Here is a 26,097-nt window from a genome sequence, read left to right as displayed (position 1 = left end):
CAGTTCGGCGCAGGAATGTGATGCGTCCGATGCTGTTGGCCGCATCGGCTTTGGCGGTCACTTTCGCCGCAGTTCCGGTCCTTGCGCAGGACACGCGCGCGGTTGTGGAGCTGGATTCCGGCTGGCGTTTCTTCAATGGCGATGTTCCCGAAGCAGTGGCTCCGGATTTCGGTGACCTTGCGTGGGAGGCCGTATCCGTGCCGCATACGTGGAACCGTGTGGGGTACTATCATCACAACCTTGGCGGTGCCAATACGCCCGCCACCGTGAACAAGCGGCAGGGCATCGGCTGGTATCGCCTGCACTTTGCCGCGCCAGCGGGCAGCGCGGGCAAGCGCCAGTGGCTGGAATTCGACGCCGCCAGCCGCACCGCCAAGGTGTGGCTCAACGGGACGTATCTGGGAGAGCACCGTGGCGGTTTCTCACGCTTCCGGCTTGATGCTACATCGGCAATGCGCCCCGGCAACGACAACGTGCTTGTGGTCCGCGTTGACAGCAGCCAACCCAAGGCTGCCGGTGCCACGGCAGACATCCTGCCGCTGACCGGTGACTTCTTTGTGCACGGCGGGCTGTATCGCCCCGTTCGCCTTGTCACCACCGCACTGCTGCATATCGATATGGCCGATTCCGGAGGGCCGGGCGTGCGCGGAACGACCCTATCGGCCAATGCACAGCAGGCAGTTGTAGATGTTGCGGTGAAGGTGGCCAACGATGGCGCGCGTCCAACAAAGGCCATGATCAAGATTGCGCTGGTTGACCGCGAGGGCCGCGAAGCCGCCTCCACCATGATCCCCGCCACATTTGCTGCGGGCAAAGTCGGCAACGTCAGCGCAAAGCTCACCGTGTCGAACCCCCACCTCTGGCACGGTACAACCGACCCTTACCTGTACGATCTGGTGGTCCAGCTTTCCGAGGCCAACGGACAGGTGACTGACGCCTTGCGCCAGCCCTTTGGCGTCCGCACGATGGCATTCGACCCGGCCCAAGGCTTTTTCCTCAACGGCCAGTCCTATCGCCTCAGAGGCGTCGGCTATCACCAGGATCGCGACAGCAAAGGCTGGGCGATTTCACGCAGTGACGTTGCGCAAGACGTCGCCACGATCCGCGAGATGGGTGCCAACTCTATCCGGCTAACGCACTACCAGCATGGGCAGGACATTCACGACCTTGCCGACCGTGCCGGAATCGTGGTGTGGGACGAGATCCCGCTGGTCTCGATGTGGACGCTGGGGGGCAAGCGCGAGGCCGATCCTGCTTTTGTCGCCAATGCCAAATCACAACTGACCGAACTTATCCGCCAGAACCAGAACCACGCAGCATCCGCCATCTGGGGCATCGCCAACGAGGTCGATTTCGGCAATTCCCTCCCGGCCTTCCTTACCGGCGGTGCCGACGGCAAGGACATCAATCCCCTGCCCCTGCTGGACGAATTGCACGCATTGGCGAAGAAGGAAGACCCTTCGCGCCCGACCGCGCTGGCCACCTGCTGCGAGGGACGCCTGTTTGGATCGGACATCGAAATTCCGATCACCGCACCGGCGGCTGACCTTGGCGGCGCAAACCGTTACTTTGGCTGGTATTTCGGGCAGGCGGGCGACCTTGGAGGGCATTTGGACGGACTGCGTGCAAAGCGTCCGGACCAGCCGCTGGCCGTGACCGAATATGGCGCGGGCGGTGCGCTGACGATCCACACTGACAACGTGCTGGGCGCGCCGGTGGATTCACGCGGGGCGGCGCAGCCCGAGGAATACGAAAGCTATATCCACGAAACCGCACTGGCGCAGCTAGATGCGCGGCCCTGGCTCTATGCCACCTGGCTGTGGAATTCGTTCGACTTTGCCACAACCGTCCGCACCGAAGGTGATGCGCAGGACATCAACACCAAGGGCCTTGTCGCCTACGATCACAAGACCCGCAAGGACGCCTACTATTTCTACAAGGCGAACTGGAACCCGGCACCGATGGTCCACATCACGTCGAAGCGCTATGCCGCACGCGCCTATCCGGTGACGGACGTGAAGGTTTACAGCAACACGGCGAGCACCGAACTGCTGGTTAACGGGCGTTCGATGGGCGTCAAAAGCGATTGCCCGCAGAAGATCTGCGTCTGGAACGCCGTGGCGCTGGACGAAGGCGCCAATGCCCTTGTCGCACGGGGCACGCATGCGGGCGGTCAGATCGAAGACACCGCCGCGTGGACACTGGCTCCGCTGACAAAGCGCCACATGGTGATCGACACCGGCACGCTTGTGGCCGGGAAAGGCAACGATCGCGTGCTTGGCTCGGACAACTGGTTCGAGGGCGGCGATGTCGGCTCGCTCGACATACCCGCCAACTATGGCAAACCTTCGGTTCCTGCCGTGATCACCGGAACGCAGGAGCGTGAAGCACTGGCCACGTTTCGTACCGGCAGCTTTGCCTATCGCGTGCCGGTGGCGGATGGCCGCTACCGTGTGACCCTGTGGTTCGCGACGCCTTCGACGCAGAAACCCGGCACATTCGACGTGACGATCGGCAGGAAGGCGGTGCTGCGCAAATTCCAGCCTGCCACACCGGCTGCAGGTGCTGTGGCCGAAGCAAAGACCTTCACGGTCAAGGCCAAGGGCGGTCTTGCGCTGGATTTCACAGCAGGCACCGGCGATGCCCGGGTCTCGATGATCGAGATTGAGCGGCTGCGCTGATCTGCTGACGCAACGGAAACAACACATGCTCAGGAAACTTCCGCTGCGGTGGTGGATCATCGCGCTGATCACGCTTGGCACGATCCTCAACTACCTTGCGCGCTCGACGCTGTCGGTGGCGGCACCCACGCTCAAAGCCGAATTTGCGATGAGCACCGAGCAGTACAGTTGGGTCGTGCTGGCGTTTCAGGCCAGCTACACGGTGATGCAGACGGTTGCCGGCGCGGTGCTTGATGCACTGGGCACGCGGCTAGGCTTCTTCCTGTTTGCGGTTGGCTGGGCATTGAGCAACATGGCCCATGCCTTTGCCACGGGCTGGATGAGCCTTGCGTTTTTCCGCTCGTTGCTTGGCGCAAGCGAGGCTGCGGCAATACCGGCAGGCACCAAGACCGTGGCGCAGTGGTTCCCGCCAAAGGAACGCCCGCTGGCCACCAGCCTGTTCCAGATGGGCACGAGCGTAGGCAACATGATTGCCCCGCCGCTGGTGGCCTTCTGCATCCTTGCATGGAACTGGCAGTCGGCGTTTATCGTGACCGGCGCGCTGAGCCTTGTCTGGGCCGGGATGTGGTGGTGGGGCTATCGCGATCCGGCAGTTCATCCCCGGCTGTCGCAAGCAGAGCGGGACGCCATCGCAGCCATGAACCAGCCCGATGCCACCAAGCCTGCGACCAAAGGCGACGTTCTGCGCAGCCGTTCCTTCTGGGCCATTGCCGTGCCGCGCTTTCTGGCGGAGCCGGCGTGGCAGACTTTCAACTTCTTCATCCCGCTCTATCTGGTGGCGGTGTGGAAGCTGGACCTCAAATCCATTGCGCTGTGGGCGTGGCTTCCGTTCCTTGCTGCCGATTTCGGAAGCCTTGCTGCAGGACTGCTGCCGCCGTGGTTGATGGCCCGAGGCAAATCCTTGCTGTCATCGCGCAAGATCACGATGACGCTGGGTGCAATCTGCATGGTCGGCCCCGCCTGCATCGGCCTTGCCACGACGCCGGGCATGGCGATTGCCCTGTTCTGCATCGGCGGCTTTGCCCACCAGATGCTGAACGGCGCGCTGATCACGCTGTGCGCCGACGTGTTCGACAGCCGTACTGTCGGCACGGCGAGCGGCATGGCGGGCACTTCGGCGTGGATCGGCGGCATGCTGTTTACGCTGCTGATCGGGCAGAGCGCAGACGTGTTTGGCTACAACCCGCTGTTCGTCGCGCTGGCTGCGCTGGATCTGCTGGCTGCGGTGGTGCTGTGGAGCCTGCTGCGCGAACGCAAGGCTTAAACCGTACGTTCGGGAAATGCTTTGCGGCCAGGATCGCGCCTCGGCGGAATCGCGCCGCGATGCATGATGCACCATCCGGCAAGGCGATGACCCGCCATCACCGCATCGGCGACTGATCCACCACCGGCCAGTGCGGCAAGGAAACCGCCATTGAAAGCATCGCCTGCGCCCGATGTGTCCACGGGCCGGAGCACTTCGGGCGGCGGAATGACCGTGCCGTCCGGAAGGTGCGCGCCCAAGGCTCCGAGTTTGACCACCACTTGTCGGCAGCCAAGGCTGGCCCAATGGCTGGCCACTGCGGCACCGGACGTTTCGCCAGAAAGCGCGCTTTCGTCTTCCAGCGTGGGCAAACCGACGGTCGAGGCTGCAATGGCGGCGTCGCGGCACCGCATCGCCTCTGCCCGGTCTGGCCACAAGCGCGGACGATAGTTGCCATCAAAGACAACCATGCCGCCGCGATCGGCCACTGTTCGGGCAAGATTCAATAGCGCAAGGCGGCCAGTTTCGGGCAGGATCGCCAAGGTGATCAGCGAAAAACCGAGAATGTCAGCGCTCGCCGCGCGTTCCAGTGCCGGTTTGATTCCTTCGCACGCGAACATTTCCCGCGCGGCGCTTTCGCCCCGCCAGTAGGTGAAACTGCGTTCGCCACCTTCGTCACAGGTGATCGCATAAAGCCCCGGATTTCGCGCAGGGTCCGACAGCACGAGGCCTGTGTCCAGTCCTTCAGCCGCCCAGCGCGCCTTCAGATCCGCACTGAAGGGATCAGTGCCGAGCGCTGTGAGATAGGCCGTTTCAATCCCCGCACGCGCCAGATGGATCGCGGTGTTCAGCGTATCGCCGCCATAGCCAAGCCGCCAGTTGGATCCATCCTGCGACAGTTCCAACATGGCCTCCCCGACGAATACGGTCCTCGTCATCTCACCAGTTCCACATCGTACCATCTTCCAGCCGGGCAACCGGAAGATAGGCGGGCTTGTAGGGATACTTCGCCGCCAGCGCCTCATCGATGTCAACGCCGTGACCGGGGGTTTCGCCGACGAACAACTCGCCTTTGTCGAACCAGTAGTCGTGCGGGAAAACGGCGTCGGTTTCATCAGTGTGGCGCATGTATTCCTGAATGCCGAAGTTGGGCACCCATGTGTCGAAATGCAGCGCGCAGCCCATCGTTACGGGCGACAGATCAGTCGCGCCGTGGCAGCCGGTGCGGACCTGATACATGCTGGCAAAGTCAGCAATGCGGCGCAGATGCGTCAGCCCGCCTGCTCCCACCACGGTGGCGCGGATATAGTCGATCAGCTGGTTCTGGATCAGATCCTTGGCATCCCAGATCGTGTTGAATATCTCACCCACCGCCAGCGGAGTGACGGTGTGCTGGCGGACCAGTTTGAACGCTTCCTGATTTTCGGCAGGTGTGCAGTCTTCCAGCCAGAACAGCTGATACGGTTCAAGCATCTTGCCAAGGTTGGCTGCTTCCTGCGGCGTGTAGCGGTGATGTCCGTCATGCAGGAGGTGGTGGTCGAAGCCATAGGTCTTGCGCAGTTCTTCGAACAGTTTGGGCACATAATTCAGCGCTTTGCGCGTATCCCAGCCGGTCACCGAAGGAAGCGCGGCATCGGCGGGTTCATAATAGAGCTTCCCGCGCCCGACACCGTAGGCATCCTTCACGCCGGGCACCCCGGTCTGCGCGCGGATCGCCTTGTAGCCCATGTCGATATAGTGGCCGACGGCGTCGACCGTCTCGGCAATGTCCGATCCGTTGGCATGGCCATAGACCATGATCCCGTCTCGGCTGCGCCCGCCAAGCAATTGGTAAAGTGGCATGCCGGCCATCTTGGCCTTGATATCCCACAGTGCCATATCGACCGCCGCAATTGCGCGCATGGTCACCGGCCCGCGCCGCCAATAGGCCCCGCGATACAGGTACTGCCAGACATCCTCGATGCGGCGCGGGTCCATCCCGATCAGGCACGGCACCACATGTTCCTGAAGGTAGGCAACGACCGACAGCTCGCGCCCGTTCAGCGTGGCGTCGCCGATGCCATAGACGCCCTGATCCGTCTCGATTTTGAGCGTCACGAAGTTCCGGCCCGGGCAGGTGACGATGACTCGGGCGGCGGTGATTTTCATGGAACAGGAACTCGCGCTGACTTTGACGATGTGGTAAGACCGATTGACGCGCGGATTTCGGTCTGTCAAGTTCCGAGAATTGGTATTACCAGAAAGTTTCCCGAATGGCTCTTGCAGCAACCAAATCGAACGATCGGCTTTATCAGGATCTTGCGCGTTCGCTGCTCGTAGAACTTTCCAGCGGGCGCTATCCGGTTGGTTCGCGCCTTCCGGCCGAACGCGACCTTGCGGTCCGCTATGAAGTGAGCCGCCCGACAGTGCGCGAGGCAATCATCGCGCTTGAAGTGCAAGGGCTGGTCGAAGTGCGCATCGGCTCGGGTGCATACGTCAGGCGCCTGCCGGGTGAAGAAGATCGCCCGGGCTTCAACGTCACCGCATTTGAGTTGACCGAGGCGCGCCTGCTGTTTGAGGGTGAGGCTGCTGCACTGGCGGCAACGCAGGTCACCGATGCTGATGTTGCCGAAATCGAACTGCTGGTGCAGCGCATTGCCGAGGAAAATCAGGATCCCAACGGTACGGAAAGCGCCGACCGGGAATTCCATCTGGCGATCGCACGCGCGACGCGCAACGTGGCCGTGTTCAATGCCATCGAACGCCTGTGGGACTTGCGCGCTTCATCGCCCGAAGCGGCTCTCCTGCACGAAAAGGCGCGGCATGCGAATGTCAAACCTGTGGTCGAGGAACATTCCGCAGTGGTTGAAGCGCTGCGCGCGCGCGATCCCAATGCGGCCCGCGCGGCAATGCGCGCGCACTTGTCCGCCGTACTTGAAGGGCTGCTTTTTGCCACCGAAGAACGTGCGCTGGCCGAAGCGCGCAAAGCGACGCAGGCCCGCCGTGACCGCTATGCCCGCGCCACGGCCTGAAATGTTTCGCTACCCGAAAGACTGACTAATGCCCCGCAATCTGGACTTACACCCCGACCGCCTGTTGCCGGTCGAACCCTCGGTGCGTGCGTTGGCGCGGGAGCTTTATGCCAGCGTCAGGGACCTGCCGATCATCAGCCCGCACGGCCACACCGATCCGCGCTGGTTTGCGGGTAACGAGACGTTCGGCAACGCCACGGACCTGTTGCTGGTGCCCGATCACTACGTCTTCCGCATGCTCTATTCGCAGGGCGTGGCGATGGAAGACCTGGGCGTGCGCAACAAGACCGTCGATCCGCGCGCGGCGTGGCGGCTGTTTGCGCAAGCGTACTGGCTGTTCCGGGGCACGCCTTCGCGCATGTGGCTCGATTGGGTGTTCGCCGAAGCGTTCGGCATGGGCGTGCAGCTTTGCGCAGAAACTTCAGATCTTTACTTCGACACGATCACCGAGATGCTGGCCACGGATTCATTCCGCCCCCGCGCGCTGTTTGATCGCTACAACCTTGAAGTGCTGGCCACCACAGAAAGCCCCATCGACACGTTGGAACACCACGTTGCCATTCGTCAGTCGGGCTGGAAAGGCCGCGTCATCACCGCCTATCGCCCCGATCCGGTGGTGGACCCGGACTTCGAAGGCTTCCGCGCGAACCTCGATTCGCTGACCGAACTGACCGGCGAGGATTGCCTCACGTGGCGCGGATACCTCGCCGCCCACCGCACCCGCCGCGCTTTCTTCAAAAGCATGGGCGCGACCAGCACCGACCACGGCCACCCCACCGCCGCCACCGCCAACCTCTCGCCTGCTGAAGCCGAGGCGCTGTTTGGCCGCGTCATCGCGGGCGGTTGCTCAGCCGCCGACGCAGAACTGTTCCGCGCCCAGATGCTGACCGAGATGGCGGGCATGAGCATCGACGATGGCCTCGTCATGCAGATCCACCCCGGCAGCTTCCGCAACCACAACGCCGCCGTCTTCGAACGCTTTGGCCGAGACAAAGGCGCGGACATCCCCACCCGCACCGATTTTGTCCACGCGCTCAAGCCGCTGCTCGACCGTTTCGGCAACGACCGCAACCTCTCGATCATCCTCTTCACGCTGGACGAGAGCGCCTACGCCCGCGAACTCGCGCCGCTCGCGGGCCACTATCCCTGCCTCAAGCTCGGCCCGGCATGGTGGTTCCATGACAGCCCCGAGGGCATGAAGCGCTTCCGCCACATGACCACCGAGACGGCGGGCTTCTACAACACCGTCGGCTTCAACGACGATACCCGCGCCTTCCTGTCGATCCCCGCGCGCCACGACGTGGCCCGCCGCATCGACTGCGGCTTCCTTGCCGAACTGGTGATGGAACACCGCATCGAGGACTGGGAAGCGGCTGAACTGGCGCAAGACCTGTCCTACAACCTTGCCAGGAAGGCCTACAAGCTGTGAGGCTTTCGCCCGAAACGCTGGCCAGCTTGCCCGCCGAAGTCGCCCGCCCGCTCTATGACCGTGACGCCCAAGCCGTGGGCATCGTCCACTTCGGCATCGGCGCGTTCCACCGCGCACATCAGGCGTGGTACACCGATGCCGCCCTAAATCTGGATAATGGGAATCTGGGCGAGCGCGATTGGGCCATCACCGGCGTCTCGCTCCGCTCCCCCGGCGTGGCGCGGCAGATGAACCCGCAGGGCGGGCTTTACACCGTGGCCGAGCAATCGGGTGAAGGCTCCGCGCTGCGCATCATCGGCGCGGTCCGCAACGTCCTCGTCGCCAGCGAGGAGCCGGACGCCGTCATCGCCGCCGTAGCCGCTCCCACCACGCACATCATCAGCCTCACCGTCACCGAGAAAGGCTATTGCCGCACCGCCAGCGGCGACCTCGATTTCGAGCAGGCGCATTCGCTCAGCTTCTACTACTTCGTCACCCAAGCCCTGCTCCGCCGCCGCAACGCAGGCCTGCCGGGCGTGACGCTGCTCCCGTGCGACAACTTGGCCGACAACGGCGCAAAGCTCCACGCGCTGATGGGGCAATACCTCGCCCGCCACGAACCCGATCTGGTCGCATGGTTCGAGGCCAACTGCACCTGCCCATCGACCATGATCGACCGCATCGTGCCCGCCACGACCGACGAGGACCGCGCAGGCATCGCCCAAGCCCTCGGCGGCCTGCAGGATGAAGCCTGCGTCGTCACCGAACCGTTCAGCCAGTGGGTGATCGAGGACAAGTTCGCTGGCCCCCGCCCCAAATGGGAAGCGGTCGGCGCGCAACTGGTTGCAGACGTCGCCCCTTATGAAACCGCCAAGCTACGCATGCTCAACGGCGCGCACTCGGCGCTCGCCTACTGCGGCCTCAAGGCCGGCCACACTTACGTTCACGAAGCCGTGGCCGACCCCGCCCTGCACCATCTGGCCGAAACGCTGATGCGCCACGAGGCCGCGCCCACCATCACGCCTGCACCAAACCAGAACCTCGCCGCCTATGCCGACGCCCTGATCGCCCGCTTCGCCAACCCCGCGTTGAACCACCGCCTCATCCAGATCGCGATGGACGGCAGCCAGAAAATCCCCCAGCGCTGGCTCGAAACCCTCGCCGAAAACGCCGCCCAAGGCCGCAATTGCCCCGCCATCCTGCAAGCCATCGCCGCATGGCTCCACCATCTGACCGGCGCAAACGGCCCGGTAGACGATCCGCTGGCCGAAAAGCTGACCGCCATCGTCAACCGCAACCCAAACCCGCACGATGCCGCCACCGCCCTGTTCACCGGCAATGGCCCGCTCGCAGGAACATGGCAGCCCACGCCCGCAGATCTTGAAACGCTGACCGCCGCCTGCACGGGGGTGCAGACGGCGGCCTGAATTGAGGATTGAAGAGTGGCGGTCTGCCGGAGCTTTCGCAGTCCGCCACCCTCGCCGCCCTCAGAATGAACGGCGCGCAGTGACAGACCATGTGCGCGGCCGGCCCGGCGCACCCGATGCGGTGCCCGATCCGAACGCTTCCTGCAGCAGCGTTGTGAAGTAGTACTTGTTGGTCAGGTTCTGCACTTCAAACGTCAGGCCCCAGTCCTTGTCCGCCGAAGTCCACCCGATGCGCGCATTGGCAAGGATATAGCCATCGATCCGGTTTGACAGCCGCAGCGTGGCAATCGATCCGCCACCGCCGGGATTGTTGAAGCCAAACTGTCCGGCAGCCACCGTGCTGCTCACGGCAAGGCTGTCGATATTCGCCGCCTCGGTATAGATCTTCGATTGATAGGCACCGTCAACACGCAGCACGACATCGCCCTTCAGAACATCGGGAATGTCATACTGGAACCCGACCGCCGCCTTCCACTTGGGCGTGTAGGGCGTCACATCGTTCAGCGTCACACCAGTCGATGCCGTATCCACGTTCTGGTACTGGAAATCGAGATAGCTGACCGAACCGTCGATGGTGAAGTTCTCCACCGGACGGATCAGCGTCTCCACTTCAAAGCCCTTCACGTGGGCAGAACCGACGTTTGAAGGCCGCAGGCAAGGTGTCGCCTGCGAAGACCCTCCCGGCCCAGCCCTGACCAGATCAAGGCAGTTCACGCTCGACAGGATGATGTTCTTGTAATCGTTGAAGAACGCCGAAACGTTGACACGCAGCTTGCGGTCAAACAGGTCTGATTTGAAGCCCACTTCGTATGCGGTGATCGTCTCTGGCGTGAACGCAGTCGCCTGGCTCGGGAAGAACGGACGCGGGTTCACCCCACCCGCACGATAGCCGGTGGAAACCTGCGCATAAGCCATCAGATCGGGGCTGAAGCGGTAATCGGCCGCCACGCGCCAATCCACGCGGCTATCGCGGAAGCTGGCGGTCAGCCCGTTCAGGCCAAACAACAGGCAGTTGGGCTGGTTGCCAAGACCCGTCGGGCCTGCAGTCGGCGCGCCGAGGAAGAAGTTGCACGGCCCTTGAATTGCAGACCCATCGGGATTGCGGCGGGCATAGCCATAATCCTTTTCGTCCCAGGACTTGCGGATGCCGCCGGTCAGGTTCGCCCCTTCGGCCAGCGCAAAAGTGAAGTTGCCGAACAGCGCCTTGTTCTTGGCAGGCGTTGGGTCAGGTCCGTGCAGGAAATCGATCCCGGCATAGTTCAGGTTGATGCGCCCGGTGAAAGTGCCGCGCGTATCGAAATAGAACCCCCCTACGGTGAAATCGAGCCGGTCATCCATCACCTTGCCCGAAAGGCGCAGCTCCTGGCTCCACTGCCGGTTCTTCTGCGTCTGGTTCAGGTTGTTGTTGGCAATGGGCGATCCGTCAGAATCATACGACCAATCGGCGGTATATTTGCGCCACGACGAGATCGATTTCAGCTTCAGCTCGTCGGAAAGGTCCACATCGATGGTCAGCGCCGCGCCATAGTTGTCCAGATCGGAATGCGGATCGTTGAACGTCGGCTTGAACGGCATCTGGCTGTCAGGCCGCGCCGGATCGCCATAGGTGGCATAGGAGACATAGCGCCGGTCATAGCCGCTGAGCGTGTCGCAGCTGTTCACGCCATTGGGCACGAAGGCGCAGTTCAGCGGAATGCCTGCCCCGTTGGTGCCCTGCAGGAACGGACGCCCGCCTGTGAACGTGGCGTTCGGGCCATCGAACGCCGCCGAAGTATTGGCAAAATACAGCACGTTCGCACCCGGCTCGTTCCGCTCGCGCGTGTAATCGCCGCTGAGGTTGATATCCACCGTCTCGGTCGGCTGCCACCGCAGCGAAACCTTGCCAGCGGCATAGGACTGGCCGCCCAGCGTGCCCAGTTCAGGGTCTGCGCCGCGCGCAAAGGTCGGCACATTGGTGCCCGGATGGGTCAGGTTGTAATCCAGCCGCTTTACATAACCGTCGACGTTCTTGGTCACGCCCGCCACGCGCATGAACAGGTTGTCCGAAAGCTTCACGTCGAACAATCCGCGTGCATCCAGCCGGTTGTACCGGCCATATGTCACTTCGATCGATCCGGTGTTCGATCCGGTCGGCTTCTTGGAATAAAGCTTGATCGAACCGCCCAGCGAATTGCGCCCGGCCAGCGTGCCCTGCGGCCCGCGCAGCACTTCCACCCGGTCAAGGTCGGTCAGGTCCAGCAGCGATCCCGTCAGCGTCGGCAGATAGACATCGTCGATGTACATGCCAACGCCGGGTTCCAGCGCAAAGTTCGGGTCGGTCTGGCCCACGCCACGGATAAAGGCGATGATGCCCGGTCCCAATTCCTGGCCCTGCGGCTTCAGCGTCACGTTCGGCGCTTGCGCAGCGATTTCGGAAACGTTGGTCTGCCCGCGCGCTGCCAGCAATTCACCGCTGACCGCCGTAATCGCCAGCGGCGTATCCTGCAGGTTCTGCGCGCGGAACTGTGCGGTAACGACGATCTCGTCAGTTGTGGGGGCCGGTTGCGGGGTTTCGTTCGCTTCCTGCGCCAGTGCGGTGCCGGAAAGTGCGGTGCCGGAAATCGATAGCGCAAGCAGGCTCGCGCCCGCGCAAAGCAGTTTCATCATCCTGTCCTCCCTCTGCAACGGCCCAGTTGGTCTGAGATCTTTTCACCTGACGGCACGGTCCGATTTTTCGGAATCGTGACCTTCGATCATGGCCCTTGCAAACAGGACGATAAGTCCGATTCTATGCTATAGTCAATAGCATAGAATGATAGGATAGAATTGCGTGCGCAGTGATGCACATTGGCACCAGAGATGCTAATGGCGCGCAATGCGCAATCCTTTGGAAGAACTTGTCGGCTTTCAGCTCGTCCGCACTGCCGGGATCGGGCTGCGCACCGTCAATGCCGCCTATGGCGATCTTGCCATCCGCCATCCCGATGCGGCGGTGATGATGGTGATAGAGGCCAACCCCGGCATCAGCCAAAGCGCCATCGGACGCATGCTGAAAATTCAGCGGTCCAACATGGTCCCGATCATCAGCCGTCTTTCAGATCGCGGGTGGATCGAACGCAACCCGGGGCGCGGCAAGGCCATTGGCATCACCGTGTCTCCACAAGGGCAGGCAATGATGCCGCAATTGCATGCCGCATCACGGGAAGGTGAGGCCAGACTGGCCGCCGGGATCGGCCCGGACGTTTACGCGCAACTGCTGGAAGTCCTGCGCAAGATCGCCTGATCGCCTGTAATGTGCGGCGCTGCGGTTCAGGCCGCCGCGCGCGCCTTGGCTTCGGCCGCTGCACGAAACACCGACACGTCAAAATAGAACGGCCTGATCTCGCAGCACTTCCCGTCCCGAAAACGGAACATCTCGCACAGCTCAGCCGGGGCCAGCGCAGGATCGGCAAAACGGAAGGACAGGATTGTCACCGCATGATCCTTGCCCGCCGTGGTCTCCACGCGGTCAAGCGCGGCAACATCTGCCATGCCCATCACCTTCACGAACAGCTCTTGCAGCGCATTCTTTCCGCGATAGACGCCTTCCATCGGCAGGCCGGGCGCTTCGGTCACGAAAAAGTCGTCAGTCAGCATCGATGCTGCCTTGTCCCAGTCACCCACCGCCGTCGCGCCATAAAGGTCATCGACGAACTGGATCATTTCCTGCGCGGTCATGGTCATTTTCAGGCCCTCTCTCTTTGCCCGCACGTTCCACCAATGCGGGGCGCGGCGAAACCTAGCGATATGAATAGCGCAGCACCGCGTCACGGCGCGCTAAGGATAGGGCAAAGAGAGGACTTTGCCCTGATGACCGCACCTGTCACCCGCCAGATCACGCTGGTTCGCCGCCCCACAGGCATTCCCGTGCCAGAAGACTTCGCGCTGGTCGAAGTGCCGCGCCCCGTGCCCGGCCCCGGCGAAATCCTCGTGCGGATGCGCGTTGGCTCCTGCGATCCGGCCATTCGCGGCTTTCTGGATGACCGGCCAAGTTATCTGCCGCCGGTCGCGCTGGGCGCGCCGATCAACGGCATGTCGCTGGGTGAAGTGGTCGAATCAAACAACGCAGACTGGCCGGTCGGCACGCTGCTGCGCACGTTCGCCGTGTGGTCTGAATATTACGTCGTTGGCGCAGATGCGCTGGGTATCGAACGCGTGGAGCAGGCCCCCGGCGTTCCCCTGCAGCACTACATGGGCGCGCTCGGCCCGGTCGGGCTTACGGCATGGGTCGGCCTGTTTGAAATCGGCAAGGCCAAGGCGGGCGATACCGTGCTGGTCAGCGCGGCTGCCGGGGCCACGGGCAGCACCGTTGTGCAACTCGCCAAAGCCGCCGGGTGCCGCGTGATCGGCATGGCGGGCGGGGCGGCAAAGGCGCAGATCGTGCGCGATCTTGGCGCAGATGTGGCGATTGATTACCGTGCTGAACCGGACCTCAGCGCTGCAATTCACAAGGCGGCACCCGATGGCATTGATGTCTATTTCGACAATGTCGGCGGCGAAACGCTCGACGCAGTGCTGCCTCTGATGCGCCTGCATGGCCGCATCGCGGTGTGCGGCATGATCGCGCAATACAACAATGCCGATAATCCCCACGGCAACCGCAACTTGTGGCAACTGGTCGTCAACCGCCTGACAATGCGCGGTTTCATCACTTACGATCATCCCGAAGTGCTGGGCGAAGCGCAAGCCATGCTCGACCGCCTGTTCGCCGAAGGAAAGCTTAAGCCGCTGGAAAACGTGCGCGATGGGCTGGAGAAACTGCCGCAAGCTTTCATCGAACTGATGAGCGGCACGACCACCGGCAAAACGCTGGTGCTGATCTGATGGGCGCGCTGAACGGCAAGCTGGCCTTCGTCACCGGCGGCGCATCGGGCCTGGGTGAAACCATCGCCCGCGCCTTTGCCACCGAAGGGGCAGCGGTGGTTATCGCCGACATCGACGTTGCGGGCGGCGAGGCATTGGCGGCAGACATCGGCGCGCGCTTCGTGCAATTGGACGTGACGCAGGAAACCTCATGGGCACAAGCGGTTACGCCGTTTGATCGGATCGATGTGCTGGTCAACAACGCCGGGATCACCACGCTCGGCTCGGTTGAAGACCTGACGCTCGCCCAATTCCGGCACGAACTCGACATCGACGTGCTCGGCGTGTTCATGGGCATTCAGGCCGCGCTGCCCCGGATGAAGGCGCACGGCGGATCGATCATCAACATGTCGTCACTTTCGGGCGTCAAAGCCTCGGCCAACTTGTGCGCCTATAACGCGGCCAAGGCGGCGGTGACGCACATGACCAAATCGTGCGCGCTGCATTTTGCCGAAAAGGGATACGGCATCCGCTGCAATTCCATCCACCCCGGCGCAATCCACACGCCGATCATCGACAAGGTATTGGCACAAAGCAATAATCCGCAAGCGCTTTACCAAAGCTTCGTCGATGTTCACCCGGTGGGGCGCCTCGGCAAACCCGAAGAAATCGCCGCGATGGCGGTGTTCCTCGCCAGCGATGCCAGCGCCTTTGCCACCGGGGCAGAATTCCGCGTGGACGGCGGCGCATCGATCTGACTATTGGCACGCTCCGTAACGAAAGCAGACCCTTCGTGACCCAGACCTGGCATACCCTTGTTTCCGAAGCCGAATTTCCCGCCGAGGGCAAGCTCGCCGCCAAGATCGGCGGCTGGCACGTGCTGGTGGCCAAGACCGACGACGGGATCTTCGCGGTCAATGATCGCTGCACACACCAAGCCGCGCTGCTTTCAACCGGGCGAGTGCGGCGCGGGGCGGTGATGTGTCCGCTGCACGGTGCGCGTTTTGAGATGGATGGCGGCAAGTGCATCGGCGGGGCCTACAAGGATCTGCGCAGCTTTCCGGTGCGGATCGAAGACGGCGTGATCGAGGTTTGCGTGCCCGACGCAGCGCCCGGAATGGATGAGCTTCCCGTAGTCCTCTGAACTCACCCAAAGCGCAGGTTCGCGCGCACTTGGTGTGCGTTAGGTGTTGTTAGGTGCATCTAGGTGCAGTTCAGAAAAACACAGTGGGAGAGACAAAATGCCCTTCACCGGCCCCGCCGAAGACCGCCTCGCCATCCGCGAACTGCTTGAAACATATGCCGATGCCGTCACCCGCTGCGACGCCGATGCATGGGCCGCCACATGGGCGCAAGACGCCGAATGGTCTCTCCCCGACTATCCCGAACTTGGCACCACCACGGGCCGTCCGGCGATCAAGGCGATGTGGGTCGAGGCGATGAAAGGCTATCCCGGCATCATGTTCGAAGCCTGGCCCGGTTCCATCGAAGTGACCGGCGATGCCGCCACGATGCGCAGCTACACCGCCGAAGTTTATGACCAGAACGGCACCACCATGCGCGATCGCGGCGTCTATGAAGATACCTGCGTCAAAGTGGACGGCCAGTGGCTGTTCAAGACGCGATCCTTCCGCAACATCCACCGTCAGCACGCACCCAAAGGCTGCTAAGCCATTGATCCGCAATAATGCCTAGCGCGGTTTAGGCAGCTTCACACGCAGCCGGCCTAAACCGGCGATCATACCAAAGGCTGTCCGCCCCATCCACGCGGCGGACATGAAGGGGATGATCGCCTGTGAAGAAGACCGCACTATTTCTATGCGCCGCGCAGATCGCGCTGGTTTCACCCGCGCTTGCCGAAGAGGCTGAATCCAAAGCGAAGTCTGTCGAGACCGCGCCCACTGCGCCCCCGAAGGAGATTTTCTCCACCGGCGTTGCCAAGGGCCGCGACCGGTTGGACAGCGCCACTTCGACCAGTGCGCTGCGCGGCGATGAAATCCAGAAGTTCGGCCAGCGATCATTGGGCGACGTGCTGCGCGCGATGGCCGGGATGCGCGTGGAAAGCGGCATTGGCGAGGGCAATAACAACTACACCGTGCGCGGCCTTCCGTTGGCGGCAGGCGGATCGAAATACATGCAGATTCAGGAAGATGGCCTGCCCGTCCTTGAGTTCGGCGATCTGTTCAATGTCGGCACCGACGTCTATGTCCGCAACGATTTCACCATCAACCAGATCGAAACGATCCGAGGCGGCTCAGCCTCAACCTTTGCGTCCAATTCGCCCGGCGGCCTTATCAACCTCATATCGCGCACCGGCGATGTGGAAGGCGGCACCGTGCAGGTTTCCACCGGGCTGGATTTTGACGAAAAGCGCCTTGATTTCAACTACGGCGCGAAGCTGGGCAAGAATACCCGCTTCAACATCGGCGGCTTTTACCGGCAGGGCGAAGGCCCGCGCGACATCGGCTTTGACGGTTGGCGCGGTGGGCAGGTGAAGCTGAACGTCACGCGCGAGTTCGAAGGCGGCGGCTATGTCCGCGTCTACCTTAAGTATCTCGACGACCGTTCGCCCACCTATGCGCCCTATTTCGTCAACATCACCGGCACCAACGACAAGCCGGAATACCAAAGCTTTCCCGGCTTCGATCTGCGCCATGATTCCGTGCTTTCTTCCAATCTCGGCCCGGTGATCACGCTGGATCAGAACAACCAGTTGGCAGCGCTGCCGCTCGATACCGGGCAGCATGCGGTTTCCAAGTCGCTCGGCTTTGAAGCACAGTTCGATGTGGGTGGCTGGACCGTGACCGAGCGGGCGCGCTATGCCGCCAATACCGGCGATTTCAACCGCGCTTTCCCCAACAGCGCCAACACCGTCTCGGCCTTTGCCGCAGGGCAAGCGGGCGCGGGCGCAACCGCCAGCTATGCCAGCGGGCCACTGGCCGGACAGGCCATTCCGGGTGGCAGCCTGATCAACGGCAACGGACTGCTGGCGCTCTATTTCGTGTCATACGTGCGCGCGCGCAGCCTGAACAATTTCACCAACGATCTGCGCGCATCGCGGGTGTGGGAGCTTTCGGGCGGCAAGCTGACCACCACGGCTGGCCTTTATTCGGCAACGCAGGCGCTGCACACCACTTGGCTGCACACCGCGATGAACATTGACGCCAATGGCGGCGGCGAAACCGCGATGGTCAACATTGCCAATGCGGCAGGCGTCAACCAGACGCTGAACGGATACTATTCGTTCGGCCGCGCCAGCAGCCTGTTCCGCCGCGCCTTCGATGTCGATTATCGCGTGGTCGCGCCCTATGGTTCGGTGAACTATCACTTCGGCAAGATCGCGATTGGCGGCAGCCTGCGGTATGACATCGGGCGCGTGCGCGGCCAGCTGGTCGGCGCGGACCTTGGCCAAGGGCGCGTCGGGCTGACGTCAATGGACATCAACCGCGATGGCGTGATCTCCACCGCCGAAACGCGCGTCGCCTTCCTGCCGTTCGACCGGCCCGCCCCGGTCAGCTACAACTACGGCTATCTCAATTATTCGGCGGGCGTGAATTATCGCGTGGCAGAGCCGTTCTCGGTCTTTGCGCGCTATAGCCTGGGCGCGCGGGCCAATGCCGACAAGATCCTGTTCACCCCGGTCATCAACAACGCCACCGGCGAACCGGCAACTGACCGTGACAAGGCCGACAAGGTCAAGCAGATCGAAGGCGGCTTCAAATTCCGCATGGGCGGCGTGACACTAAACGCCACGGCTTTCCACGTGACCGCCGACGATCACAACGTGTTGAATGGATCGGCCAACCGCACCGACCGCACATACAGGGCCGATGGTGTTGAACTGGAAGGCAATGTGCAGCGCGGCGTCTTCAGCATGATGGTGGGCGCGACATTTACCAAGGGCAAGATCACGCTCGACCGGCTGGACCCGACGCTGACTGGCAAGGAACCGCGCCACCAGCCCGACTGGACGTTCATAGCGGTGCCGCAGGTCGATTTCGGCAAAGTGGCCGCAGGTGCCAGCGTGGTGAAGATCACCAGCAGCTATGCGCAGGATTCGAACCTGTTGGTCATGCCCGGCTTCACCACGGTGAGTGCGTTTGCACAGTTGCGTCCCGCCGATAACCTGCGGCTGACGCTGAACGCGCAGAACCTGTTCGATACGCTGGGCATTTTCGAAGTGAACCAGTCCGCCGTTCCGGCCAACGGGGTGGGCTTTGCCCGCGCGGCCAACGGGCGCACGATTTCGGCGGCGCTGCGGTTCGATTTCTGATCGCAGGGCTTTGCGCCTCACTCTTTGAACAGGTGCCATTGCCCGGTGTGACCGGCACGTCCTTGAATGAGAGGACGTGCCGATGACCGTGAACCGTTTCTGGCAATTGGACCACCATCCGCAAGGGTCCGACTTTGCCAACGCCCTGAGTTTGCAGGATGAAATGCTTGCGCCTTTGGCTGAAGGCGAAGTGCGGGTGAAAGTCGGCTGGCTTTCAATGGACGCCGGCACCCGTATGTGGATGAGTCCGCGCACGGACGGGTATCAGCCGCCATTGCCGCTGGGATCGAAGATGGCCGGACTCGTGCTGGGCCGCGTGAGCGAGAGCCGGGACGCAGGCTTTCCGATTGGCACATTGGTGCGCGGGTTTGGGCAGTGGGCGGATTATGCCACTGTGATGTCAGCTCTGGCCGGGCTTGAGGCGGTGGACGAACGCCTTGCCGATGTGCGTCAGCACTTTGGCGCGCTGGGGATGAACGCTTGGACCGCGCTGGTGGGCGTGAAGGAAGTGGCGGCGGTGCAGCCGGGCGAATGGCTGGTGGTATCTGCCGCTGCGGGCGCGACCGGGAGCATGGCCTGTCAGGTAGGGCGCAATCTGGGCGCGCGGGTGATCGGCATTGCGGGCGGGCCGGACAAGTGCCGCTATCTGCGCGACGTGATCGGCGTGGACTTGGCGATTGACTACAAAAACGAGGATGTGGCCACCCGGCTGGCGGAAGTCGACGGCGGGGTTCACGCCTATTTCGACAATGTTGGCGGGCCGATGCTGGATGCCGTGCTGCCCAACATGGCGCATTATGGACGCGTGGCGGTGTGCGGGATGGTGGCGGCTTATGATAGCGACACTCCCCTGCCCGGCCCGGCGCGGTTCGATCAGGTATTGATGCGGCGGTTGCGGATCGAGGGGTTCTTCATCCCAGACTTCCTGCATCGTGGGGCAGAGTTCCTGCCGGTGTTGCGCAAATGGGTGGATGCCGGGACGTTGACGGTGAATCTGGACGAGACTTTCGGGTTGGAAAACACGCTTGTCGCCTATGACCGGATGCTTTCGGGCAAGGCCATTGGCAAGGTGATCGTAAAGGTTGCGGATTAATGCCGATCATCAAACACCGCGCGCCGTTGCAGTGCCTTGTTGCCGTGCGCGGCCATCCGTTTGACCGCACCGCCTTCGACGCGGTGTTTCAGGCGATGGACGGGATCTCCGCCACGATGGTGGATCAGCCCGCTGCGGCGCGTCTGATGAACCCCGATGGCATGCGCGGATTCGATGTGCTGATCCTGTACGATATGCCGGGACTGGACTTTGAAAGCCCTGAGAATCCGCCACTTTACCTCGAACCTGAAGCGGACTTGAAGTCTGGATTTCAGGCCTTGCTGGAGCAGGGCAAGGGCGTGGTGGCGCTGCATCATGCGCTGGCCGGGTGGCCGACATGGGGCGCGTATCACGAATGGCTGGGCGGGCAGTTTTTCTATCACCCCGGCAGGCGGGCCGGCGAGGCGGTGGCCGATAGCGGCTACTGCCACGATGTGACGCACGACATTTCGGTGGTGGCAGATCATCCGGTGACGGCGGGATTGCCCGAGCGGTTTACGCTGACCGATGAACTGTATCTGGGACAGGTGTTTGAAGAAGGCGTGACCCCGCTGCTGCGATCATCCGCCACGTTCGACCGGGAGCATTTCTGGTCTGCCGATCTGGCGGTGAAAGGGCAGATGTTCAGCCGCGAGGGGTGGGAGCATCCGCCGGGATCGAACCTTGTCGGCTGGGCCAAGCAGGCATTGAACAGCAAGCTGGTTTACCTGCAGCCGGGGGATGGGCAGGCGGCCTATGACGATCCGCATTACCGGCGGCTGGTGGAGAATGCGATTCGTTGGGTGGCTTGAGCCGTGCTGTGTTGCAGCCCACCCCCGACCCCTCCCGCCTGCGGGAGGGGAGCAAATCAGCGCAAGATCCAAGCCCTCCCGCAGGCGGGAGGGCCGCGAGACTTACTGAGCCGAAGGCGAAGTTAGTCGCAGCGGGGTGGGCTGGAAGCCCCGCTTAAAGCGCCGTCATCCCGCCATCGACCACCAGTTCGGTGCCCGTAACATAGCGGCTTTCATCAGACGCCAGGAACAGGTTCATGTTCGCGATGTCCAGCGGATCGCCCATGTAGCCCATCGGCACAAGCGCCAGCGTGGCGTCATAATTGGCCGCATTGTCTTCCATTGCAACGCCCTGAATATTGGTCAGGATCATGCCGGGGTGGACCGAATTGACGCGGATGCCCTGCTTGGCGGTTTCCACCGCGATGGTCTTTGAAAACAGGCGCACGCCGCCTTTGGCCGCCGCATAGGCCCCGCAGGCAGGCACGCCGATCAGCCCGGCGACTGACGAAATGTTGATGATCGAACCTTTGATGCCGGTCTTGCGCATCAGCGCCACCGCGCGCTTCGTGCCCTGAAACACGCTGTCGAGGTTGACCGAGTTCTGCAGCGCCCAGTCCGCCGTGGTCATATCCTCAATCGGGCGCAGCACCGCGATGCCGGCATTGTTCACGCATACGTCAAGCTTGCCGTCCTCGGCCTCGATGGCGGCAAAAACCGCATCCCACTGCGCTTCATCGGTCACATCATGCAGCATCGCCTTGGCCTGCCCGCCTGCTGCGCGGATGGCTTCGGCCACCTTTTCGGCCCCTGCCAGATCGCGGTCGGTCAGCCAGACCTTGCAACCTTCTTCGGCAAACCGCTGGGCGGTGGCACTGCCGAGGCCGGGGACGGATGCTGCGCCAGTGATGAGGGCGATTTTGCCGGAAAGACGAGCCATGCGCGGTAACTCCTGAAAAAAGGGCGGGGGGCAGGACGGGTGCATGAAGCGCCTGCCCTGTCCCCCCGGCAAGGTGGATCAGTTATATTGTCCTGTCAGCTTCAGTACTTGAACCCGATCGTTGCGCCATAAGTGCGCGGTTCAAGCGCCATGCCGAACGACCACAGGCCTGCAACGGTGAAGGCGTGTGTGGTGGTCTGTTCATTCAGCAGGTTACGGCCAAACACGCGGACATAAGCCTTGGTGCTGTTCAGATCGAAGTTGAAAGTCAGCGCTGCATCGACCAGATCCTGCGTGGTGGTGCGCACGCGCGGATCGTTGCCGTTGACGATGACCTTGGTCACGTTCCCACCCGACATCACCGGGGTGAGCGAGGCTGCCGAAAGCTGCTGGTCATAGGGCGAGATATGGCGCCAGCCGAGGTTGGCCGCAATATCGCCAAAGCTGGTGGGCTGGGTATATTCAGCGCCCAGCGATGCCGTGAACTTCGGTGCATAGATCAGACGGTTGGCCGAATAATCGAAGGGCACAATGGCCGTGCCCAACACGCCGTTGGCCACGAAGTTGCGGAACTTCGAATCCATTACCGCGACCGATCCGGTCAGCTTGAAGTTGTCGGTCACGCGGAAAGTGCCGTCCACTTCGATGCCCTTGATCAGCGCGCCGCCGGGGACGTTGCCGGTGACCGTCTGGTTGCCGGTGGGACCGCCGGGAAGCGTCAGGTTCTGCTGCATGTCCTTGTAATCCGACACGAACCCGGCAAGGTTGAGTTCGACCTTGCGATCGAACGCAGCCAGCTTGAGGCCCACTTCGTAGGAATCCACGGTTTCGTTCTGGAACGGCGTGCTGGCAGTGGCCGCCGTGGCAGCGCGCGGGCTGAAACCACCCGAGCGATAACCGCGCGACCATGAGGCATAGACCATCAGATCGTTGGTGGGCCGCCAATCGAGGCCGACCTTGGGCGTGAACTTGCTGAAGTTGGCATTGCCGGTGCCGACAGGCACAAACTGCGTGCGATCCACATTGTCCGGATCAATCAGCTTGCCGCCGGCAAAACCGTTGAACAGCTGCTTGTTGTCATGGCTCCAGCGGCCGCCGAACGACAGGCGAACCGTGTCTGCCAGCTTCCAGTTGAAGTCCCCGAAGAACGCATAGCTTTCGGTCTTGCCTTCAACATGCTGCGCGTTGCGATCGAACAAGGTCGGCACGACAGTGGGGCTGAAGCCGAACACGCGGCTCCACTGCGTCAGGTCATACGTGGACTTGAAGTAGAAGCCGCCGACCACGTAGTCGAAACCATCGAACAGGTTGCCCGCCGCGCGGATTTCCTGGCTCCACTGTTCGTAGTGCTGGCGGCGATCGACGTAATAGAGATCGGCCGACGAGCCATCGAAGTCCTGGGTCTGGGCCTCGGTGCTCTTGCGCCAGCCGGTGATCATCGTCAGCTTTACGGCATCGAGATCGTAGTTCAGTTCCAGCGTGGCGTTGGGCGCGCTGTAGCTACTGGTGGCAGGGGCGCTGAACACGGTGTAAAGATCGGACGTGTTGTTGCGGTTGCACTCGATGGCCGGTTCGAACGCACAGAACACTTCGCTGCTGTTGGCAAGGTTGGCCACAACCGGATCGAAGGTCTGATTGACCTTTTCGACCGTCAACTGTGCTTCGAATCCGGTGCCGACCGGCGTGAACAGCAGGCTGCCGCCAAAGCTGTCACCTTTGCTCCAGCCGCCGTTCTTGCCCTGCACCACGTTGTTGTAGAAACCGTCGGTTTCGTTGTGGAAATAGTATGCCTTCAGACCCCAGCTTTCGCCGTTGCCGTAGTTTGCGATGGCTTTGAGCGACAGGGTGTTGAAGCGGCCATAGGTGGCCTCGGCCTTCAGGCCCGGTTCCTTGGTCGGCTTTGACCGGGTGATGTTGATAACGCCGCCGATGGTGTTGGCACCAAACAGCGTGCCCTGCGGGCCGCGCAGCACTTCGATCTGCGCCACGTCAAACGCATCCTGCAACTGGCCGGTGTTGGTGCCGATGGTCACGCCATCGACGACCACGCCCACCGTGGGCGTCTGCGACTTTTCAACGTCGGCATAAGTCAGGCCGCGGATCGAGATGTTGGCAGCCTGCGCGCCGGAATTCTGCTGGGTAATGAGCAGCCCTGGTGCTGCGCCCTGCAGATCGCCGATATTTATCGCGCCCTTGGCTTCGAGCATGGCGGTGTTCACCGCCGTGATGGCAACCGGCGTGGACTGCAGCGTTTCCGAACGGCGGCGCGCCGTCACGATGATCGCGCCGGTCTCTTGCGGAGCGGCGTCGCTCTGGTCAGCCTGCGGTTCATTGACCTGCTGCTCGTCAGCTTCGGCGGCGAAAGCCGGAAGCGCGAATGCAAGTGCGGATGTGGCAAGGGCAGCGGCGATCAGCCGCCGCGTGGCTGGGGTCTTCATGGTATCCTCCCTAAAAAAGGTCATCAGCCTCGTTGGGCCGTTGCTCCCCTCTTTCATCCACTGCACAGGCGCAGGAACCAACTGCGACTTGTTACAGGTGCCCCCAACGCGCGATGTTGCATTGTTGCAAACCACCACCCGGAGAGATCGCCATGACCGTGAACCGCCGCTTCCTGCTGGCCCACCGCCCTCATGGCAGTCCGGTGTCAGACGACTTTTCCTTTGTGGAACAAGCCGTTCCAGATGCTCCCGAGGGGGGCTTCGTGGTGCGCAACTGCTATGCCTCGCTGGACCCGGCGCAGCGCGGTTGGATGGACGATGCGCCCAGTTACATGCCGCCCATCCCGCTCGGCGATCCGGTGCGGGCATCGACCATCGGGGTAGTAGCTGCGTCAAAATCGCCTGATTTCAACGTCGGTGACTGGGTTGTGGGCCTGAATGCACTTGAGGATTACTCGGTCAACGGCACCGGTGGCTTCACCATGAAGGTTGATGTGTCACACGTGAAATCACCATCAAGGTTCCTTTCTGCTATGGGTGCAGTGGGCCTGACGGCCTATTTCGGATTGACCGACGTGGCCAAGCCCAAGCCCGGTGAGACGTTGCTGGTATCGGGCGCGGCGGGCGCGGTGGGATCGGCCGTGGGCCAAATCGGCAAGATCATGGGCGCGCGCGTGATTGGCATTGCCGGTGGCGAGGCCAAGTGCCGCAGGTTGATCGACGATTACGGGTTCGACGTGGCTATCGACTACAAGAACAAGTCGGTTGATCAGCTCGCCGCAGAGATTCGCGCAGCCGCCCCAGGTGGTCTGGACGTGGTGTTTGAAAATGTGGGCGGCGATGTGATGGACGCCGCGCTGCTGAACCTGGCCAAGCACGCGCGAATCGTGCTGTGCGGGCTGATCAGCGAATATAACTCGCCAACCAAGATCGGGGCGCGCAACCTGTGGTCGATTTTGGCGCAGCAGGCCACGCTCTATGGCTACCTCATCATGGATTACGCACCCCGCTTTGCCGAAGGGGGTGCGGTGATGGCAGAGTGGATGGCACAGGGCCGCCTGCGAATCGACGAGGACGTGCAGGAGGGGCTGGAAAATGCCTACCCGGCATTCATGCGCCTGTTCAGCGGCGCGAACACCGGCAAGCTTGTGCTGAAGATCGCCGATGGCCTCTGATCGTCTGGCGGGCCGCAGGGCCGTGGTCACCGGGGCAGCATCGGGTATCGGGGCCGCCACCGCTGCACGCCTGCGCGCCGACGGGGCGCAAGTGTTTACCGCCGACGTTCAGGGCGAGGTGGATTTCGTGGCCGACCTTACCGCACCCGATGCCAATGCACGGCTTGTGGATGCGGCGGTGAATGCGATGGGCGGCCTGGATACGCTGGTGCCGTGCGCCGGGATCAGCGCGTTTCACCCGCTGGAGGGGCATGACGATGCCTATTTCCTGCGCGTGATAGAGGTCAACCTCGTCACCGTGTTCCGCCTGATTCGTGATGCGGTGCCGCACCTGAAAGCAGCGGGGAACGGGCGGATCGTCACGATCGGATCGACCACATCCAGCTTCGGCGATGAAGGGCTTTGCGCCTATTCCGCGTCAAAGCACGCGGTGCTGGGCCTGACCAAATCGGTGGCGGCGGAACTGGGACCATTCGGGGTAACGGTCAACTGCGTGCAGCCCGGTGCCATTGCCACGCCGATGACCGCACCTGCGTTTTCAGACATGCCCGAATTCCGCACGTTCTGGGAGAACAAGGCCGCCCTGCGCCGCCTTGGCCAACCCGCTGACATTGCCGATGTGATCGCGTTTCTGTGCAGCGACGATGCGCGCTTCATGTCCGGCCACGGCGTGTGGGTGGATGGCGGGGCGATGGTGCGGCACTGAAAACGTGTCTGAGTCCGTTCGTGTCGAGCGACGTCGAGACACCACGCACCACTGCTGGGATTTTGGTGTCTCGACGTCGCTCGACACGAACGGGATGTTGTTACTCAGACC

Annotated in this window: 21 protein-coding genes; 15 read left to right on the top strand and 6 right to left on the bottom strand. The window is 62.4% G+C overall.

Annotated elements, in window-relative coordinates:
* Positions 1-29 precede the first annotated feature (29 nt).
* Both Q8R81_RS05990 and Q8R81_RS05985 read left to right on the top strand, forming a co-directional pair.
* Complete coding sequence (locus tag Q8R81_RS05990; protein ID WP_305616532.1) at positions 30-2,681, top strand: glycoside hydrolase family 2 TIM barrel-domain containing protein; 2,652 nt, start codon at positions 30-32, stop codon at positions 2,679-2,681.
* 25 nt (positions 2,682-2,706) lie between these two features.
* Complete coding sequence (locus tag Q8R81_RS05985) at positions 2,707-3,945, top strand: MFS transporter (protein WP_305616531.1); 1,239 nt, start codon at positions 2,707-2,709, stop codon at positions 3,943-3,945.
* On the opposite strand, the gene Q8R81_RS05980 is transcribed toward Q8R81_RS05985, so the two are convergent.
* Entirely contained in the window at positions 3,942-4,862 is a 921-nt protein-coding gene (locus tag Q8R81_RS05980; protein ID WP_305616530.1) for a sugar kinase, read from the bottom strand. The genes Q8R81_RS05985 and Q8R81_RS05980 overlap by 4 nt on opposite strands.
* 1 nt (position 4,863) lies before the next feature.
* Entirely contained in the window at positions 4,864-6,072 is a 1,209-nt protein-coding gene (gene manD / locus Q8R81_RS05975) for a mannonate dehydratase (protein ID WP_305616529.1), read from the bottom strand.
* A gap of 104 nt (positions 6,073-6,176) precedes the next feature.
* Here manD and Q8R81_RS05970 point away from each other — a divergent pair, with 104 nt between their 5' ends.
* Genes Q8R81_RS05970 through Q8R81_RS05960 form a run of 3 tightly spaced genes read left to right on the top strand, consistent with a single transcriptional unit; the run spans position 6,177 to position 9,770 of the window.
* Positions 6,177-6,935, top strand: coding sequence for a FadR/GntR family transcriptional regulator (locus Q8R81_RS05970; protein ID WP_305616528.1), 759 nt, complete (start codon positions 6,177-6,179; stop codon positions 6,933-6,935).
* A gap of 28 nt (positions 6,936-6,963) precedes the next feature.
* Positions 6,964-8,364, top strand: a complete 1,401-nt coding sequence (gene uxaC / locus Q8R81_RS05965) for a glucuronate isomerase (protein ID WP_305616527.1) — start codon at positions 6,964-6,966, stop codon at positions 8,362-8,364.
* Entirely contained in the window at positions 8,361-9,770 is a 1,410-nt protein-coding gene (locus Q8R81_RS05960) for a mannitol dehydrogenase family protein (protein ID WP_305616526.1), read from the top strand. The genes uxaC and Q8R81_RS05960 overlap by 4 nt, the downstream gene beginning before the upstream one ends.
* A 60-nt stretch (positions 9,771-9,830) precedes the next feature.
* Here the strand turns inward: Q8R81_RS05960 and Q8R81_RS05955 are convergent, their stop codons facing one another.
* Positions 9,831-12,416 (bottom strand): TonB-dependent receptor, encoded by a 2,586-nt coding sequence (locus tag Q8R81_RS05955; protein WP_305616525.1) that lies wholly within the window; start codon positions 12,414-12,416, stop codon positions 9,831-9,833.
* A gap of 208 nt (positions 12,417-12,624) precedes the next feature.
* On the opposite strand from Q8R81_RS05955, the gene Q8R81_RS05950 reads away from it, so the two are divergent.
* Positions 12,625-13,032, top strand: a complete 408-nt coding sequence (locus Q8R81_RS05950) for a MarR family winged helix-turn-helix transcriptional regulator (protein WP_305616524.1) — start codon at positions 12,625-12,627, stop codon at positions 13,030-13,032.
* Between the two features lie 26 nt (positions 13,033-13,058).
* On the opposite strand, the gene Q8R81_RS05945 is transcribed toward Q8R81_RS05950, so the two are convergent.
* On the bottom strand, positions 13,059-13,472 hold the full coding sequence (locus Q8R81_RS05945; protein WP_371135313.1) for a nuclear transport factor 2 family protein: 414 nt from the start codon (positions 13,470-13,472) through the stop codon (positions 13,059-13,061).
* A 126-nt stretch (positions 13,473-13,598) separates the two neighbouring features.
* Here Q8R81_RS05945 and Q8R81_RS05940 point away from each other — a divergent pair, with 126 nt between their 5' ends.
* From Q8R81_RS05940 to Q8R81_RS05910, 7 genes are all read left to right on the top strand, one after another.
* On the top strand, positions 13,599-14,612 hold the full coding sequence (locus Q8R81_RS05940; protein WP_305616523.1) for an NADP-dependent oxidoreductase: 1,014 nt from the start codon (positions 13,599-13,601) through the stop codon (positions 14,610-14,612).
* On the top strand, positions 14,612-15,349 hold the full coding sequence (locus Q8R81_RS05935) for a glucose 1-dehydrogenase (protein WP_305616522.1): 738 nt from the start codon (positions 14,612-14,614) through the stop codon (positions 15,347-15,349). Before Q8R81_RS05940 ends, Q8R81_RS05935 begins: the two co-directional genes overlap by 1 nt.
* A gap of 35 nt (positions 15,350-15,384) precedes the next feature.
* Complete coding sequence (locus Q8R81_RS05930; RefSeq protein ID WP_305616521.1) at positions 15,385-15,735, top strand: Rieske (2Fe-2S) protein; 351 nt, start codon at positions 15,385-15,387, stop codon at positions 15,733-15,735.
* Between the two features lie 97 nt (positions 15,736-15,832).
* Complete coding sequence (locus tag Q8R81_RS05925) at positions 15,833-16,261, top strand: nuclear transport factor 2 family protein (RefSeq protein ID WP_305616520.1); 429 nt, start codon at positions 15,833-15,835, stop codon at positions 16,259-16,261.
* Between the two features lie 125 nt (positions 16,262-16,386).
* Entirely contained in the window at positions 16,387-18,864 is a 2,478-nt protein-coding gene (locus tag Q8R81_RS05920) for a TonB-dependent receptor domain-containing protein (RefSeq protein ID WP_305616519.1), read from the top strand.
* Between the two features lie 82 nt (positions 18,865-18,946).
* Positions 18,947-19,957, top strand: a complete 1,011-nt coding sequence (locus Q8R81_RS05915) for an NADP-dependent oxidoreductase (RefSeq protein ID WP_305616517.1) — start codon at positions 18,947-18,949, stop codon at positions 19,955-19,957.
* On the top strand, positions 19,957-20,748 hold the full coding sequence (locus Q8R81_RS05910) for a ThuA domain-containing protein (protein ID WP_305616516.1): 792 nt from the start codon (positions 19,957-19,959) through the stop codon (positions 20,746-20,748). The genes Q8R81_RS05915 and Q8R81_RS05910 overlap by 1 nt, the downstream gene beginning before the upstream one ends.
* Positions 20,749-20,902: 154 nt before the next feature.
* Here Q8R81_RS05910 and Q8R81_RS05905 read toward each other — a convergent pair whose 3' ends face one another.
* Positions 20,903-21,667 (bottom strand): SDR family NAD(P)-dependent oxidoreductase, encoded by a 765-nt coding sequence (locus Q8R81_RS05905; protein ID WP_305616515.1) that lies wholly within the window; start codon positions 21,665-21,667, stop codon positions 20,903-20,905.
* A gap of 101 nt (positions 21,668-21,768) precedes the next feature.
* Positions 21,769-24,105: a TonB-dependent receptor gene (locus tag Q8R81_RS05900; protein WP_305616514.1), complete on the bottom strand. Its 2,337-nt coding sequence runs from the start codon at positions 24,103-24,105 to the stop codon at positions 21,769-21,771.
* Positions 24,106-24,257: 152 nt separating this feature from the next.
* Here Q8R81_RS05900 and Q8R81_RS05895 point away from each other — a divergent pair, with 152 nt between their 5' ends.
* Together Q8R81_RS05895 and Q8R81_RS05890 are read left to right on the top strand one after the other, a co-directional pair.
* On the top strand, positions 24,258-25,280 hold the full coding sequence (locus Q8R81_RS05895; RefSeq protein WP_305616513.1) for an NADP-dependent oxidoreductase: 1,023 nt from the start codon (positions 24,258-24,260) through the stop codon (positions 25,278-25,280).
* Positions 25,270-25,986: an SDR family NAD(P)-dependent oxidoreductase gene (locus tag Q8R81_RS05890; RefSeq protein WP_305616512.1), complete on the top strand. Its 717-nt coding sequence runs from the start codon at positions 25,270-25,272 to the stop codon at positions 25,984-25,986. Before Q8R81_RS05895 ends, Q8R81_RS05890 begins: the two co-directional genes overlap by 11 nt.
* The last annotated feature ends 111 nt before the right edge of the window (positions 25,987-26,097 follow it).

The organism is Novosphingobium sp., from assembly GCF_030696665.1.
GTDB lineage: Bacteria > Pseudomonadota > Alphaproteobacteria > Sphingomonadales > Sphingomonadaceae > Novosphingobium.
The sequence above is the reverse complement of the archived record's forward strand: the minus strand, read 5'-3'. Positions and strand labels throughout refer to the sequence as shown.